The sequence below is a fragment of the Corallococcus sicarius genome, from assembly GCF_003611735.1.
Taxonomy (GTDB): domain Bacteria; phylum Myxococcota; class Myxococcia; order Myxococcales; family Myxococcaceae; genus Corallococcus; species Corallococcus sicarius.
The window spans coordinates 38,118-53,616 of sequence record NZ_RAWG01000006.1; the positions used below are offsets into that span (position 1 = coordinate 38,118).

Genomic DNA, 15,499 nt, shown 5'->3' on the forward strand with positions numbered 1-15,499 from the left:
CACTCCTTCCTCCTTCAGCGCACGCGTGCGTCGCGCCCAACTGCTTGCGAGGAACCCGCTTCGCCCTCCCCGCTGACGGTGGAGCGGTCCCTGCGAACCTTCCCGGGCTGGTGACGGTGCCACCGCTTCTGGAGAGCGTGGATCCGACCACCGTCCGGCTGCTCTTGGACGATGGGACCCAGGTGCCCGCGAGCGTCACGACAGGCGCCCACCAGACCCAGGTCCTGGTCCCGGACGCGCCGCTCGTCACGGGCACCACGTACCGTCTGGAGGCGAAGGGCGTCTGCAACTTCGGTGGACCCCAGGAGACCCAGGCGACGACCTTCACCGCGGGCCCTGCCCTGCCGCTGCCCACGACGCTCGGGAGCCTCACGGCCGAGCCGCCTCAACGGAGGACCTTCAGCGTGTATGGGGATGCGAGCTGCGGGAACACGCAGGCGGAGGGCGACACCACCACCCTGCACTTCACGCCGTCACCGGAGCTGGTGCCGTTCCTGCCGTGGGTGCACTGGACGGTGGAGGTGGATGGAGAGGCGTGGTCCTACGCGAAACATGGCGGGCTGACGCCCACGGGTGAAAACCCAGACACCCATCTCTACGAATACAACCGGCGCCTGATGTTCCTCTACACCCTCTGCGGGGAGCCCAACCCCACCACGCCTCCGACCCGGGGCCTCGCGCCTGGACGCCACCAGGCCACGCTCAAGGGGACACTGGAGCACGCCCACCTCACGCTGCCGCCCGTGACCGTGGACTTCGAGCTGACGTGCGCCCAGGAGCCGCCCGAGGAGCCTGACGAAGAGCCCGGAGAGGAACCCGAAGGCACATCCAACAACAGCTGTTCGCAGGCCGGAGGAGGCCTGAGCGCCCTGGCCCTCCTGGCCACGCTCCGACCCTGGCGCCGCCGAATCACGCGCCGCGCGAGCCGCTGAGCGGCCAGCGAGGCATCGTCCGCGTCAAGGGGGGCCGTCGTAGTGGCCTACTTGTGATCACCTGGCAGTCACCCACTGTCCTCAGAAACTCAGCGCCGCGTTCTCGGCCCAGAACTGTCTTTTTCAATGCCAAGCGCCAGAAGATCTTGCTCGAAACGGAGTTGCCATCCTACGGCGTGAGTCAGTCGGTCCACGAAGAAGCTGGCCGACTTGAGCTTGAGTTCTTCATGATGCCCAACAGCCTGTGACTGAAGCGCACTCTCCAGTCCTGGGCGCTGATAAATGAAACTGGCATTCCCTGTCTTTGAAAACTCCACCACTGCGTAGCGCTCAAACGACAAACAGAATGCGCTCACATCCCCGCTGCCGGAAAGTCGTTTCGCCCTTCGAAATGCAGCCTGCTGCTCTGCGGGCAGGTTCGCCAAATTTCTTCTCAAAGCGTCATAGGTTTCCGAGTCCAGCCAGCACGTCGTCTTCCTGATGGAACCGAGATATCGCAACCAGAACCGACGACGGTCCTGCTCGTGCATTGCCCGCTCGAAGAAGAACTCCAAGTCCTGCTGAATGAGCGCAGTCAGGAACTCACCGAAAGCAGCTTCAGCCTGGGCTCGGACCTGCGCCCACGCCTGCATCAAGTTCGTGAGCCTAGGATCACCGAAGACGCTGTCCCTGGAGATAAGACGTTCCTCCAGACGGCCTCGGACACCCGCCTCGACCTGTCCGCGCGCCCAACATTCCAATGCAGCAGCAACCACGGCCACTCGAGCTTCCAGGGGAGCCGAAGCAACGACGTCGTCCGTGTTGTTGTGCGGCATCCAGCCCCGCCCGATTGGGTCATCAACAAGGAACTTCAAGGCATCAGAGACGTCCTGCCGCGCCTGGAGTCTTCGACGGAGGTACTCCGCGACGACCTGCCCCGCGTAGCTGATGCTTGGCTTGATACCGGAGGCCCTAAGCATCTCGACCACATTGGGCAAGGGCCGATCAAGCCAATGCTTCGCCAGGATTCGAGGCCCTTCTCGGCCAAGCGCGCTTTCGATGGAGATGGGAAGCCCCCATCGCAACAAGCCTGCATCCACACTGCATTGACCAGCCAGCCTCGCCCATGATGCCTGTGCCGGTATTTCCTCGAACAAGCTCCAGTCACGGATGCGCTGTCGCACCAAACGGGGCAGGTTCTCAGGACTCTTCACGAGGAACCAGGCCATGCGCTCTAAACCAACCTCGCGCCACAAACACGGCACGATGCGTCGCTCACGTCTGGAAAGACTTGAGAAGTCACGCGCATCCAACTTCTTGAGCACAGCCGGAACATCAAGAGTTTGCCGAGCACGGAGGAGCCGCCCTGGCTCGCGGTCGTCTGCCAATCGCTGGGCATCCTCCACGCGGGCAGAAAGCTGCCTCACTCCACTCTCGACCTGTTGCTGAAATGTGCCAAGCCCCGCCAGGACTGCCTTCTGCCGTTCATTTACCTCATCGAGCCAGGAGTCCAACCCCATGGTACCTCCTACAATCGTAGGTCGCCGCGGACGCGAATCACGAGCCGACGGTTGGATGGTTCATTCCCAGCTGTCCCTGGTCGTGGAGCCGTTTGCCCCCGTCCCGAAACGACAAAGTTCGCATCCAGGCAGTCCCGCTCATAGCCAGCATCTCTGAGCTGGCCTCGAACCGTGAAGAACACTTCCTGTGCGCGCGAGGCGCTCGCACGGACGTTGTTCTCGAAGCTGAACTGCGAGACACCATAACGGACCCCGCACTCGCCGCTCGTCCCGAGGAAGGGTCGGTCATCCGTGTGTCCTTCGAGGATGATGGACGGTTCCGCGCCCGCATCCCGCATGGCATCGACAGCTTCGCAAACACGGTGAATGAGGGGAACAGCCCCTCGCTCGAACTGCTCGACATATGCAGGGGGAGTCCGGCACTGCCCCAGGCCAAACTGGAGGTTCTTGAATTCAATCTCCAGCGCGTTCACACCTCCGTCCAGTCCACTCAGCGCGATGAATCCGCCATCGAGTTCGGCATCCAGTGTCACCAGGTCCTCTCTCAGAGAGAAGAGCGAGGCCTGGACGCCATCTTTCTGAGAATCCACCTTCCCGATGGCCGCCTCCTTTTCCCGGATGGCCTCTTCCTTCTGCTTGCGTGCCTCTAGAATGAAGATGACGGCCAGCAATAAGAATACGACCGCGACTCCGGCCATCAGGTCCGCGAGGGACCGGTCGCTGCTCTCTCCCGATGAACTCACGGCCGCCTCACCTGCTGCCGCAAGGTCTCCTTGAGTTGCTGCACTGTCTCGGAGAGGTCGTCCACACCCTGGACGAGTTCTCCAGAAGTCCGGTCCACCACGGAGTCCAGCCGCCGCATGACTTCCGTCCACTGGCTGCTCAGGACCTGCGCCTGCCGACTGACAGATTCCTCATAGGTACGAGTCAATCCATTCAGCACCGGGACGACTTGCTCAAGGGCCTGCCGTTGAGCGTTGAGAAGCGTCTCCTCCTGTTTGACCACGCCCGTCCGTTCCTGGGAGAGCTTCTGGAAGCTACTCGCCGTCTCAATCAGACGCTGGGCGACCTCCTCCATCCTCGTGGAGACACCGCTTGCCTTGTTGTGGGTTTCGCCAGCGCCCCGCGTTGCCGACACCAACTTCTCCGCAGTTTCGCTCATCTGCTTCGTTAGAGTGCGCAGCCCCTCTTGCGTTTCGCCCATGACCTTGGCGAACTCCTTGGACTGGGTCTGGAAGCCGCTCATACCCAGTTCGGCCGTGTTGCGAAGGCCCTCCGCAATATGGTTCAGCGCTCCGGACTGCTGCACAGTGCCTTCCTGAATACCCTGAGTCACCTTGGCGGCAACCCGCACCATTTGCTGAGAGCTTTCCTGCATTCCCGCGAGCACGTCCTTGAAACTGCCCACGATGCCGGAAACGCTGCCCTCCAGTTGACTGAGCACCTGCTGATTTTTAATCCCGAGTTCATGCGAGGCGGTCGTCGCTCCGCGGAGCACTTGAGAGACGGCTCTTTCCATGTCATCCCGAACCCGATCAAAGCTCCCAACGAGTTCGGACACCTTCTCACCAAGGGCTTCGACGGCGCGCTGATTCTCGCTGCCCCACTGGCGTGCATTGTTCCCAAGGGCCTGGGTCATCACCTCAAACTGCTTTTCCAACCTTGGAAGAACATCCACGAGCCCTGCCATCTGGCGGGCCATGTCCTGTGACTGAGAATGGAACCCACCAGACACCGTGTCTCGAAGCTGTTCGAGAATACGGCCCAGATCGTGTTCCTGCTTTCCCGCGACTGATTTCTGGATGGCATCTAGGTACTGTCGGACCAAGGCCATCTCTTGCTGGAGCGCCGAGGTAAAGCCAGAAGCGATGGTTCTCTGCAGGTCTGCGGCGATGTCCCGAACGGCCTTCTCGACCGCGGTCAACTGCCGGGTAATAACATCGCCAACCTGCTCTTTCATCATCGTTCCGAAGTGGGTCCTAACCTCTACGCCAATATCCTGGATGGATACCTCCACGCTCTCCAGATGCTGGAGCTGGTCAGAGAGTTCCCGGCGGGTCTGTATAATTTCGCCCCTGAGTTCCCCCAAAGCATCCTTGCTGGCCGCAGCTAGTGAAATCTCATGCGCATCCAACGTCCGGGTGGTGCGCTCGAAGCTCGCACGCATTGCGTCCAGGCTGCTCAGCAGCTTCTTTTCTAGGGATGCGGCAACTGCCTGGAAGACGAATGACCCCAGGAGCCCTGTGGCAGAAACAAAGAACTTCGCCCCCATCTTGCCAATAGCCTGGGAAAGCAAATCCGCCTGCGACGCTCCCCCTGCGAAAGTACTACTCAATGCCTCTTGAACCGGTCCCACCAATACAAGGCCCAGCAGCCCAAATGTCATAACCAGGGCGATGCCCGTCAGGTTCCCTCCAAGTCCATGCCCGAAGGAGTGACGGAACAGAGCTCGGGAGGTTTCGCGAAGCTCTCGCGAGGGAGATGACCTCATGAGGACGAGTCCCGGGACCTCCTGCTTCCCAGGAGGGAACACGAGCTGCTCACGAACAGCACGCCACAGGGCGCGTCCCGCATCACTGGAATCAGGCTCCTGTCGCCGGCCGGCAAGCAAAGCCTCCAGGTTCGCCTCCACAACATGGATGGCTTGAGCAAGCCTGCGCCACCGCCATACGGCACCCCCTATCGATACAAGCACCAACGCCAAAACAAAAACAATTGGGATTACCAGCGACTCATCTTGTAATACAGAATTATAATTCATAGCCCAACCCCCTCTTGAAAAACGCCTGCGTACTGCTGTGCATCATCAGGATTGGGTGACAGGAAGTCGTGAGCCAGCCCGCGCTTGCGCTCGACGAGTTCGTGAAGCCGCAGGTCGAAACCCGCGTCTACCCGCCCCTGGCGGTGGAGCAATGGATAGTACACATGGACAGGCCGGACCTGACCGATGCGGTGAGCACGGTCCGTGGCTTGGTCCTCCTTCGCGGGATTCCACCAGCGTCCATAGTGGATGACGTGATTCGCGGCGACGATGTTCAGCCCGGCTCCCGCAGCCAGGGGGCTCAAGAGAAGGACCTGGAACCCCTTCGCGCGCGAGAACTCGTCGATGGACTGCAGCGCCACACGGCGGTTCTCTGGCTCCCCATTAATGATGGGGACGTGGCCCAACCGGAACTTCTCTTTGATGAGCCGGGCCATCAGTTCCTGCATGGCACGGGAGAGGACGAAGACCAGGGCCTTCTCCGGAACACCACTGCCCTGGCTCTCCACGCGCTCCAACAGTTCAAGGCAGAGCCGTGTCTTCGGGCTCTCGCGAAGAGCAGTCTGCACTGACATTCCCCGTGCATCCGAAAGCAATGCTGGGTGTTGGTAGAGCTTTTGCAAAGCCGCCAAAGCCCAGAATGCCCCACGCTTCGGCGCCTGCTGGGCGATGAGCCGCTCCTGCTCCTCCTGGAGCGCCGTCATCTCTACGGAGTTGCGCTGGTAGAGTTTCGGGGGAAGATCCTTGAGGGCCTGTGCCTTCTCACGCCGCAGGAGCGTGCTCTGAGCGGAGGGATACCTCAACCGGAGCCGAAGGCTCGCCGCGCCGTGCTCGCCACCATGTTGCTCGCGGAATGAGGCGCGCACACCAAAGACGCGTGGTTCCCGGCTCTGGATCGCGTCGTAGAGGGCCCAGACATCGAACAATTCATTCTCGACTGGGGTACCTGTCAGGGCAATTGCGAAGGACCGCTTGAGCGCACGGGCTGCGCGAGAGCGCAACGTGTCTGGATTCTTGAGATTGTGTGCCTCATCGAAGACGACGACATCGAAGTCTACCTTCAGCAAGGAGCGCTGGTATGCGCCGAGCGTCTCATAGTTGGTGAGAATCATCCGCTGACGCGCAAGAAAATCGGTGTTGAGCCCTTCTCCGCGTTTGACCGCCCGAAGTTCCGGTCCGTGCAAAATGAAAGGCTCCGGCCAGAGGTCCTCCTGGAAGAAGCGGGCGAGTTCCTGCCTCCAATTGTCGAGCAGGATCGTGGGACAGACCACGAGTTGTGGGCGTTTCCCTCCACCGTCAGCGAGCAATCGTAGCGTCAGGAGACAAGCGACCTGCAGGGTCTTTCCGAGTCCCATGTCATCGGCGAGCAGGACCCCGGAGGCATTGGACTGAGCATGGCGCCACAACCATGCGAGCCCCTCGTTCTGGTGCGGTTTGAGCGTGACGCCGGGGCGCAGCGCGGTGCGAAGGAGGTCCCAGGGAACTGAATTCGACTCTTCCAAAGCCACATCAGTATCCGCTGGCGTGGCGTTCAACTCACGAACGATTGCGCCTACCTTCCCGCTGGAATGCCGACTTCCATCCGGGTCCATACGGAGTTCACCCTCCTCTGGCGGCTGTTCCGACAGCTTGAGTGCCGTGCGCAATTGGCGGCCCAGAGCCTCGCTTGGAAAGAGCTGCTGCCCTCCGATGGTCATGGCCGTGGTGGGTGCATGCTTCAGCGCCGCATCGTTCCGCGCAAGGACGTCCAGTGCGTCCTCTCGCGAGTGCAGTCTAAATTTCAGGAGCTCCAGCGTGCTCCCTTGCTCGACGTGGATCGTCAGAGCAAAAGCCTCGGAATCCGCGGGCGGATCGATCCATACAAGTCCGCTCCCTTCCCTTCCTTCTCCTGGCTGCTTTCCCCGAAGGACTTCAAATCCCGCGACTCGCTGCGAGTACAGAGAGAGATCCAAGATGGAGTCAACGTCCCGTCCCTCGGGAACGAGGAGTGTGGGGTCCTCCATCTCTCTCGTTACGTCGCCGACAAGACGACGCTGTAGTGGACGAACTTTCTCAAGTACCTCATCGGCGCCTTCAGGAAGCAACAGCGGTCGGCGGCTGTCACTGCCAGCAATCCCCCCTGGCCGCAGGGAGGACAGAGGCAGGGGAGCCTGTGATCCATCCGCGAGAACTGCATAGGACCGCAAGGAGACAACATCGGAGGTGTCAGGCTCCGGCTCCCAATGCAGACCCACCCGAGTCACCACCTGAGGCTCGAACGTCTTGAGGAAGCCAGCTGCAGTGAACTGGACGCGCCCTCCCAACAACTGGGACGCGTCATCCAACATGCCGCGAAGTCGCGCGACCACCGCTAGCTGCTGCTGTGGCGAAGCATGGGTCGCGAGGCGCGCCTCAGAACTGGCCCAGGCGGCGGTTGGCGTCAGGGGGAACGTCTTGCCGTCCACGGGGGTCACCACCCACGGGATGGCCTCCGATGCCGTCGAGAGCGGCTCGCCTTCAATCCGGATCTTGTATTGGGCCCTGGTGCCACCGGGAATGCCCACGACGTCACAGCGGATGGACTGCCGTTCAAGCCCGAGCAGGTCCAAGAGCAGGTGCTGCAGCGAGACCCATTCCTCTCGGAGGCAGTCGCGCTCTTCCGAGTCCCCACCAATATTGGTAGGGCGACCGAGTGCGATCCACTGGTCGCGGGAGAAGAGAACCCGTTGGCTGTCACACCAGCCCTTCGCCTTCCAATCCTCTAATCTGAGGTGGACGCGGAAGGCGAGTTCCGGAGGGAGGTCGATTAAAGAAATGCACAACTGGTCCAACTCAATGGACCAGCGCGAAGACGGGGCGCGAGAGCTTGAATTCACGAACTTGGCAGGGAGTCCTCAGTCGAGACTGACAAGCATTCCAGATTGCCTGGAGGTTTGAAAGCCCAGGGTAGGAGCGCACTCTCTCTGCGCCTGAGCGCCGCAATCAGAACTCGCGGATAGCGGCTTGGCCCGATGCGGCAACGTGAGACCACCTAACCCTCTGGGCCCCCCCATGGGGCGACACCGACTGAAGGACGGGGTCCGTTTCCACCAAGCATGTTCTACCCGGATAGAATTGACGCCTATTTATACCCGGGTAATATCTGCCCATGCCTTCCCCATCTGACTGCTGGACCGCCTTCGCGGGACAGCGCCTCCTCGCCTCCGGTCCTCCGTCCGAGGTCGTCACCGCGGCCCGCCGCGCGCTCGACGCTGGGGAACCCGAGTCCCTCCTGCTGTTCGATGACGCCACGGGCCGTCAGGTCGACTTCCACCTGCGCGGCTCGCTGGAGGAGGTGCTCGCCCGCCTCCAGCCAGCGCCAGAGCCTGCGGCGGAAGCCTCCGAGTCCCGCGGCCCCGGACGTCCGAAGCTGGGCGTGGTGGCCCGCGAGGTGACGCTGCTGCCCCGGCATTGGGAGTGGCTGGCCACCCAGCCGGGCGGCGCCTCCGTGGCGCTGCGCAAGCTGGTGGAGGCTGCCCGCGCGACGCACGGCGATGCCGACCGCGTCCGTCAGGCCCAGGCCGCCGCGGATCGCTTCATGACCACGATGGCCGGCAACGCTCCGGGCTACGAGGAAGCGGCCCGCGCGCTCTACGCAGGTGACCGCGCCCGCTTCAACAAGTGGACCCGCGCGTGGCCGGACGACATCCGCGACTGCGCACGCCGACTCGCGGCTCCCGCGTTCACCAGGGAGGCGCCGTGAGTACACCCGTCAACCGCCAGTGGGTGCTGCGAGCGCGCCCGCTGGATGACGTCTCCGATCGCTGCTTCGAGCTGCGCAAACGCCCCGTGCCCACGCCCGGCCCCGGTGAAGCGCTCGTGCGCGTCCTCTGGCTGGCCATTGAACCGACGCAGCGCACGTGGCTCAACGCACATGCGACCTACACGCAGCCCGTCGCGCTCGGAGAGGTGATGCGGGGCGCGGGCGTGGGCCAGGTCATCGCCTCCCGGACGGAGCGGCTCGCGGTGGGCGACCACGTGGCGGGGCTGACGGGCTGGCAGGACTACGTGTTGACCCAAGACGCCGGCCTCTTCGGCTTCAACAAGGTGCCGGACGGCATCGACCCCAAGGCGATGTTGAACCTCTACGGCGCGAGCGGTCTCACCGCCTGGATTGGCATCACGGACATCGGCCGCACCGCTCCGGGCGAGACCGTCCTCGTGTCTGGCGCCGCGGGCAGCGTCGGCAGCATCGCGGGGCAGGTGGCCCGACTCCGGGGCTGCCGCGTCATCGGCATCGCGGGCGGACCGCGCAAGTGCGACTGGGTCACCCGGGTCGCCGGGTTCGACGCGTGCATCGACTACAAGTCCGAGGACGTGCGAGCTCGCCTTCGAGAACTCGCGCCGCAGGGTGTGCATGTCGTCTTCGACAACGTGGGCGGTCCGGTGCTGGAGGCCGCGTTGGACCACCTCGCTCGCGGTGCGCGGGTGGTGCTCAACGGATCCATCGCGTCGGGCTACAAGGACAACAGCTACGGCGTCGCGCCTCGCAATTACATGCAGCTCGCCTTCCAGCGGGCGAGGATGGAAGGCTTCATCTTCCTCGACCACGTCTCGCGCTTCCCAGAGGCCTTCCGCGAGCTGTCCACCTGGGCCGCCAGCGGGCAGCTCCTCTGCGCCGAGACCGTCGCTGAAGGACTGGAACAGGCGCCCATGGCCTTGCAGGGCCTGTTCGAAGGGAACAACCTGGGCAAGCAGCTGGTTCGCATCGCCACCTGAGTCCCCCACCCCGCAGGGAGCCGCGGATGAACTTCCAGACCACGCTGACCGCCGTCCTCGCTGTCGCCGCGAGCGCCACTGCTGAAGCCCGCGACCCCGCGCAGGACGAACGCGACCTGCTCAGGGTCGAAGCGGCCCTCTGCCGCGCCTTCGAAGCCGGCGACGCCGACACCCTGCGCAAGAGCCTGGACAAGAAGTTCACGCTCACGGACTCGCAGGGCACCGTGACGAACTTCGACCAGAACCTCGCGGAGGTGTCCAAGAGAGACCCCGTCTACGAGGTCTTCAAGAACCACCACCAGAAGGTCGTCCTGTACGGCGACGCCGCCGTCGTCACCGGCATCACCACCCTCAAGGGCCACTCCGGCAAGGTGCAATTCGCGGGCGACTTCCAGTTCACCGACACCTGGGTCTACCGCGAAGGCCAGTGGAAGCTCGCCGCGAGCCACGTGACGAAACTGTCCAAGCCCGCCGCCGCCCCCTGAGCCGCATCCACGCGTCAGGCCCCACCCGACGCCGCGGCAATACAGGCGCCCAGGCGCCGCAATCCCTCCGCGATGCGCGAGGTCGGTATCGCGCCATAGCCGAGCACCAGGCCCGCCTTCGCGCGAGGCCCGGCGCAGTAGCGTGAGAGCGTGAAGAGCCCGACGCCCGCCGCATGGGCCCGCACCACGGCCTCCCGCTCCAGCTTCAGGCCTCCCCGCCGGAACGTCGCGCTCAGGTGCAGGCCCGCCATGGATGGCAGGGGTTGAAGCCAGTCACCGCAGTGGCGCGTCAGGCCTTCCAGGACGCGCTCGTGCCGCTCCTCGTACTCCCGCCGCATCTTGCGGATGTGCCGCGCGAGCAGCCCTCCGTCGATGAAGCGCGCGAGCGCCGCCTGCGCTGGAAGCTGGCTGTGCCAGTCCATCACGCGCTTGGCCCACCGCAGCTCCCGCTGGAGCGACGGCGGCGCGATGAGGAAACCCAGCCGCAGCACCGGCAGCATCACCTTCGAGAACGACCCCACGTAGAGGACGCGGCCGGAGCGATCCAACCCATGCAGCGTCTCCAGGGGCCGGCCACCGAAGCGGAACTCGCTGTCGTAGTCGTCTTCAATGATGACCGCGTCCCGCTGCTTCGCCCAGTCGAGCAGCGCGCTCCGCCGGGCCGGGGACATGGGCATGCCCAGCGGGAACTGATGGGACGGCGTGACGTACACGAGGCGCGCGGAGTCCGGCAGCGCGCGAACGTCGAGCCCCTCCGCGTCCACGGGGACGGGGACGACGCGCGCGCCCAGGGACTGGAACAACAGCCGCGCGGGCGGATAGCCCGGGTCCTCCACCGCGACGCAGTCCCCCGGTTCGAGGAGCACCCGTCCCACGAGGTCGAGCGCCTGCTGCGCCCCATGCGTGATGAGGACGTCGTCGGCCTCCGCGTGGACGCCCCGCGCGACGCCCACGTGCCGGGCCACTGCTTCACGCAGCCCCGCGTGCCCCGCCGCTTCGGCATACCCTTCGGACAGCGTGGCGGCCCGGAGCTGGCGCGCCACCAGCCTGCGCCACGTCTCGAAGGGGAAGTGCGAGGCATCCGGAATGCCGATGCGGAAATCGTAGGCGGTGGGAGCCAGGAGCACGGGCTCCCCGGGCAGCTCGCGCCAGAAGGCCCGGGCGCGCAGGCGCACCCCGGGGGCCGCTTCCGCTCGACCGCGCCGCGAGGATGGCTCGCCCTGGACGAAGCTGCCCGCGCGCGTCCGCCCTTCCAGGAGCCCCTCGGCGGTGAGCCACTCGTAGGCCACGCCCACGGTGTTGCGGGACACGTCCAGGCGCAGCGCCAGCTCCCGGGTGGGCGGCAGCCGCTCCCCGCGTCGCAGGCGCCCATCGAGGATGGCCGCGCGCAGCTCGCGGTAGATCTGCCCGGACAGGTCCCGGCGGCCCTGGAGGGTCACGTGGAAATCCATGCCCGATGCTCCCATGGATTGGCCCAATGGAAATCGTCAATCCTGGCCCTCCCACGGGTCCAGCAGGAAGGCATCCTGCCCCCATGACCGCCTCCACCCTCCTCGCGTCCCTCCCCGTCGACTCCGAACGCATCCCGTGGATCCCCATGGAGTCTCCGGGCCTCTCGTACAAGCCGCTCCGCTTCTTCCGCGACGGGAGCGGCTGGGTGTACCTGTTCCGGCTGGAGCCCGGCACCCATATCCCGCGCCACCGTCACACCGGCGAGGTGCACGCCTTCAACCTCGCGGGCCGTCGCCAGCTCCTCGACACCGGAGAGGTGGTGGGCCCCGGCGGCTACGTCTACGAACCGCAGGGCAACGTCGACAGCTGGAAGGTGGTGGGCGAGGAGCCGGTGGTCCTGCTCATCAACGTCCGCGGCGGGATTGAGTACCTGGGTGAGGACGGCCAGGTCCTCCGCTCCGCGATGCCCGCCGACCGGCTGGAGAGCTACCGGCGCTGGTGCCAGGAGAACGGCGCGGAGTTCCTGGCGACCTGCGAGTGAGGAAGCCCCCCCGACCCTGGCACGTGAGGGAGCACCCGGGCGGGCGAGCCCCCGCCCACAGCAGCTTTCTTCCCTCGGGGCCGGGGTTGGGGGAAACACGTACACCATGAGTGCTCGGCAGTTCGACGTGGTGGTCCTCGGCTCGGGTCCGGGGGGTGAAGGCGCTTCGATGAAGGCGGTGAAGTCCGGCCGCCGGGTGTGCTCCGTGGAGCAGAGCCCCCTGGTGGGGGGCGCCTGTACCCACACCGCCACCATTCCCTCCAAGGCGCTGCGCCACGCCATCCAGCGCCTGATGGACGTGCAGCGGGACCACCCGGAGCTGCGCTCGGAGCTGGCGCGCCACACGCCGCTGGCGGACATGATGCGCGCCGCGTCGTCCGTGGTGTCCAAGCAGGTGCAGCTGCGCAGCACCTTCTACGAGCGCAACCGCGTGGAGCTGGTGGTGGGCCGGGCGCGCTTCCGGGATGCCCACACGGTGGAGGTGTCGGAGCCGCGCGGCTCCGTGGAGCTGCTGTCCGCCAAGGCCTTCGTCGTGGCCACCGGCTCCAGGCCCTACCACCCGGGGGGCGTGGACTTCCGCCACCCGCGCATCTTCGACTCGGACACCATCCTGCGGCTGCGCGAAGCCCCGCTGTCGATGATCATCTACGGCGCGGGCGTCATCGGCTGCGAGTACGCCTCCATGTTCCGGATGCTCGGCACGAAGGTGGACCTGGTCAACACGCGCGACCGCCTGCTGTCCTTCCTGGACGATGAAATCTCCGACGCCCTCTCCTACCACCTGCGCGAGCAGGGCGTGCTCATCCGCCACCAGGAGGAGATGACCCAGGTGGAGGCCCACGACGACGGCGTGGTGCTGCACCTGAAGAGCGGCAAGCGGCTGAAGGCAGACGTCTTCCTCTGGGCCAACGGCCGCTCCGGCAACAGCAGCGACCTGGGCCTGGAGGCGCTGGGCATCACCGTGGACTCGCGCGGCTGCATCCAGGTGAATGACGCGTACCAGACCGCCGTGCCCCACATCTACGCGGTGGGCGACGTGGTGGGTGCCCCGTCCCTGGCGAGCGCGTCGTATGACCAGGGCCGCTTCGCCGCCACGCACATCGTGGAAGGGCGGCTGGAGCACAAGCTGGTGAAGGACATCCCCACCGGCATCTACACCAGCCCCGAGATCAGCAGCCTGGGCCGCACCGAGCGCGAGCTCACCCAGGCGGGCGTCCCCTACGAGGTCGGCCACGCCTTCTTCAAGAGCCTGGCGCGCGCCCAGATTACCGGCCGCACCGTGGGCATGCTGAAGCTGCTCTTCCAGCGGGAGACGCGAGAAATCCTCGGCATCCACTGCTTCGGCGACAACGCCTCCGAAATCATCCACATCGGCCAGGCCATCATGGCGCAGGAGGGGGCGGGCAACAGCATCAACTACTTCATCAACACCACGTTCAACTACCCCACCATGGCCGAGGCCTACCGCGTGGCCGCGCTCAACGGGCTCAACCGCCTGTTCTGACGCCGTCCGCCGAACCCGGGGGCAGGAACGACGAAGGGCACCGCGGGCGTACGGCCCACGGTGCCCCGGGTGTCACGGACGCCCGCGCTTAGTAGCGGTAGGTGTCCTGCTTGTAGGGACCGGACTTCTCCACGCCGATGTAGCTCGCCTGCTCCGGCGTCAGCTCCGTGAGCTGCGCGTTGAGCTTCTTGAGCTGGAGCCGGGCGACCTTCTCATCCAGGTGCTTGGGCAGCACGTAGACCTTGCCCACCTGGTACTTGTCGCTGTGCGAGTACAGCTCGATCTGCGCGATGGTCTGGTTCGCGAACGAGCTGGACATCACGTAGCTGGGGTGGCCGGTGCCGCAGCCCAGGTTCACCAGACGGCCCTTGGCGAGCAGGATGATGCGCTTGTTGTCCGGGAAGATGACGTGGTCGACCTGGGGCTTGATCTCCTCCCACTGGTACTTCTCCAGGGAGGCGACCTCGATCTCATTGTCGAAGTGGCCGATGTTGCACACGATGGCCTGGTCCTTCATCTTCGCCATGTGCTCGTGGGTGATGACGCTCTTGTTGCCCGTGGCGGTGACGAAGATGTCCGCCTTGTCCGCGGCGTAGTCCATCGTCACGACCCGGTAGCCCTCCATCGCGGCCTGGAGCGCGCAGATGGGGTCGATCTCCGTCACCCACACCTGGGCGGACAGCGCGCGCAGGGCCTGCGCGGAGCCCTTGCCCACGTCGCCGTAGCCCGCGACGACGGCGATCTTCCCGGCGATCATCACGTCCGTGGCGCGCTTGATGCCGTCCACCAGGGACTCGCGGCAGCCGTACAGGTTGTCGAACTTGCTCTTCGTCACGCTGTCGTTGACGTTGATGGCGCGGAACAGCAGCGTGCCCTTGTTGGACATCTCCTGCAGGCGGTGCACGCCCGTGGTGGTCTCCTCCGTGACGCCCATGATCTTGGCGCTCTTGCGGGAGTACCAGGTCGCGTCCTCCGCGAGCTTCGCCTTGATGGAGGCGTACAGCTCACGCTCCTCCTCGCTCTCGGGGTTGGCGATGACGGCCAGGTCCTTCTCCGCGCGCTTGCCCAGGTGCATGAGCAGGGTCGCGTCACCGCCGTCGTCGAGGATCATGTTCGGACCCTCGTGGTCGCTGCCGGCGGGGCCGAACTCGAAGATGCGGTGCGTGAAGTCCCAGTACTCCTTCAGGGACTCGCCCTTGTGCGCGAACACCGGCGTGCCGGCCTCCACCAGCGCGGCGGCCGCGTGGTCCTGGGTGGAGAAGATGTTGCACGACGCCCAGCGCACCTGCGCGCCCAGCGCCTGGAGCGTCTCGACGAGCACCGCCGTCTGGATGGTCATGTGCAGCGAGCCCGTCACGCGGGCGCCCTTCAGGGGCTGCTGCTTCGCGTACTCGTCGCGGATGGCCATGAGCGCGGGCATCTCGCTCTCGGCGATGCGGATCTCCTTGCGGCCCCAGCTGGCGAGCTTGAGGTCGGCGACGGCGTAGTCCTGCTTCTGCTGCTTGTTGGCTGCGGTCATGGAATGGCTCCGGGTCCAGGTGGCGCGCCGTCCTGGCGAGGAGGAGGTCAGACCTTCGGCCGGACTCAC

General features: G+C 65.1%; 12 protein-coding genes. 6 read left to right on the forward strand and 6 right to left on the reverse strand.

All coding sequences use genetic code 11. From position 1 onward, the window contains the following. Positions 1-137: 137 nt before the first annotated feature. Positions 138-932 (forward strand): hypothetical protein, encoded by a 795-nt coding sequence (locus D7X12_RS01860; RefSeq protein WP_244224291.1) that lies wholly within the window; start codon positions 138-140, stop codon positions 930-932. Between the two features lie 89 nt (positions 933-1,021). On the opposite strand, the gene D7X12_RS01865 is transcribed toward D7X12_RS01860, so the two are convergent. Genes D7X12_RS01865 through D7X12_RS01885 form a run of 4 tightly spaced genes read right to left on the reverse strand, consistent with a single transcriptional unit; the run spans position 1,022 to position 7,780 of the window. Continuing rightward, on the reverse strand, positions 1,022-2,431 hold the full coding sequence (locus tag D7X12_RS01865; RefSeq protein WP_120623547.1) for an EH signature domain-containing protein: 1,410 nt from the start codon (positions 2,429-2,431) through the stop codon (positions 1,022-1,024). An 8-nt stretch (positions 2,432-2,439) separates the two neighbouring features. After that, positions 2,440-3,174, reverse strand: coding sequence for a hypothetical protein (locus D7X12_RS01870; RefSeq protein WP_120623548.1), 735 nt, complete (start codon positions 3,172-3,174; stop codon positions 2,440-2,442). Further along, positions 3,171-5,192: a methyl-accepting chemotaxis protein gene (locus D7X12_RS43960; protein ID WP_244224292.1), complete on the reverse strand. Its 2,022-nt coding sequence runs from the start codon at positions 5,190-5,192 to the stop codon at positions 3,171-3,173. The genes D7X12_RS01870 and D7X12_RS43960 overlap by 4 nt, the downstream gene beginning before the upstream one ends. Then, positions 5,189-7,780 carry a DEAD/DEAH box helicase gene (locus D7X12_RS01885; RefSeq protein ID WP_244224293.1) on the reverse strand — a complete coding sequence of 864 codons (2,592 nt, stop codon included), beginning with the start codon at positions 7,778-7,780 and terminating at the stop codon, positions 5,189-5,191. Before D7X12_RS01885 ends, D7X12_RS43960 begins: the two co-directional genes overlap by 4 nt. A gap of 539 nt (positions 7,781-8,319) precedes the next feature. On the opposite strand from D7X12_RS01885, the gene D7X12_RS01890 reads away from it, so the two are divergent. The 3 genes from D7X12_RS01890 to D7X12_RS01900 are packed head-to-tail and all read left to right on the forward strand — an operon-like array spanning position 8,320 to position 10,414. Further along, positions 8,320-8,913, forward strand: a complete 594-nt coding sequence (locus D7X12_RS01890) for a DUF2239 family protein (protein ID WP_120623550.1) — start codon at positions 8,320-8,322, stop codon at positions 8,911-8,913. After that, positions 8,910-9,929 carry an NADP-dependent oxidoreductase gene (locus D7X12_RS01895; protein ID WP_120623551.1) on the forward strand — a complete coding sequence of 340 codons (1,020 nt, stop codon included), beginning with the start codon at positions 8,910-8,912 and terminating at the stop codon, positions 9,927-9,929. Before D7X12_RS01890 ends, D7X12_RS01895 begins: the two co-directional genes overlap by 4 nt. A 26-nt stretch (positions 9,930-9,955) precedes the next feature. Next, positions 9,956-10,414: a nuclear transport factor 2 family protein gene (locus D7X12_RS01900; RefSeq protein WP_120623552.1), complete on the forward strand. Its 459-nt coding sequence runs from the start codon at positions 9,956-9,958 to the stop codon at positions 10,412-10,414. Between the two features lie 14 nt (positions 10,415-10,428). Here D7X12_RS01900 and pdxR read toward each other — a convergent pair whose 3' ends face one another. After that, positions 10,429-11,865 carry a MocR-like pyridoxine biosynthesis transcription factor PdxR gene (pdxR, locus tag D7X12_RS01905; RefSeq protein WP_120623553.1) on the reverse strand — a complete coding sequence of 479 codons (1,437 nt, stop codon included), beginning with the start codon at positions 11,863-11,865 and terminating at the stop codon, positions 10,429-10,431. An 83-nt stretch (positions 11,866-11,948) separates the two neighbouring features. Between pdxR and D7X12_RS01910 the strand changes: the two genes are divergently transcribed. After that, the gene (locus D7X12_RS01910; RefSeq protein WP_120623554.1) at positions 11,949-12,407 is read left to right on the forward strand and encodes a cupin domain-containing protein; all 459 of its coding nucleotides are present in this window, start codon (positions 11,949-11,951) and stop codon (positions 12,405-12,407) included. Positions 12,408-12,513: 106 nt separating this feature from the next. Then, positions 12,514-13,911: a Si-specific NAD(P)(+) transhydrogenase gene (gene sthA, locus D7X12_RS01915; protein ID WP_120623555.1), complete on the forward strand. Its 1,398-nt coding sequence runs from the start codon at positions 12,514-12,516 to the stop codon at positions 13,909-13,911. 88 nt (positions 13,912-13,999) lie between these two features. Here sthA and ahcY read toward each other — a convergent pair whose 3' ends face one another. Then, on the reverse strand, positions 14,000-15,430 hold the full coding sequence (gene ahcY / locus D7X12_RS01920) for an adenosylhomocysteinase (protein WP_120623556.1): 1,431 nt from the start codon (positions 15,428-15,430) through the stop codon (positions 14,000-14,002). Between the last annotated feature and the right edge of the window lie 69 nt (positions 15,431-15,499).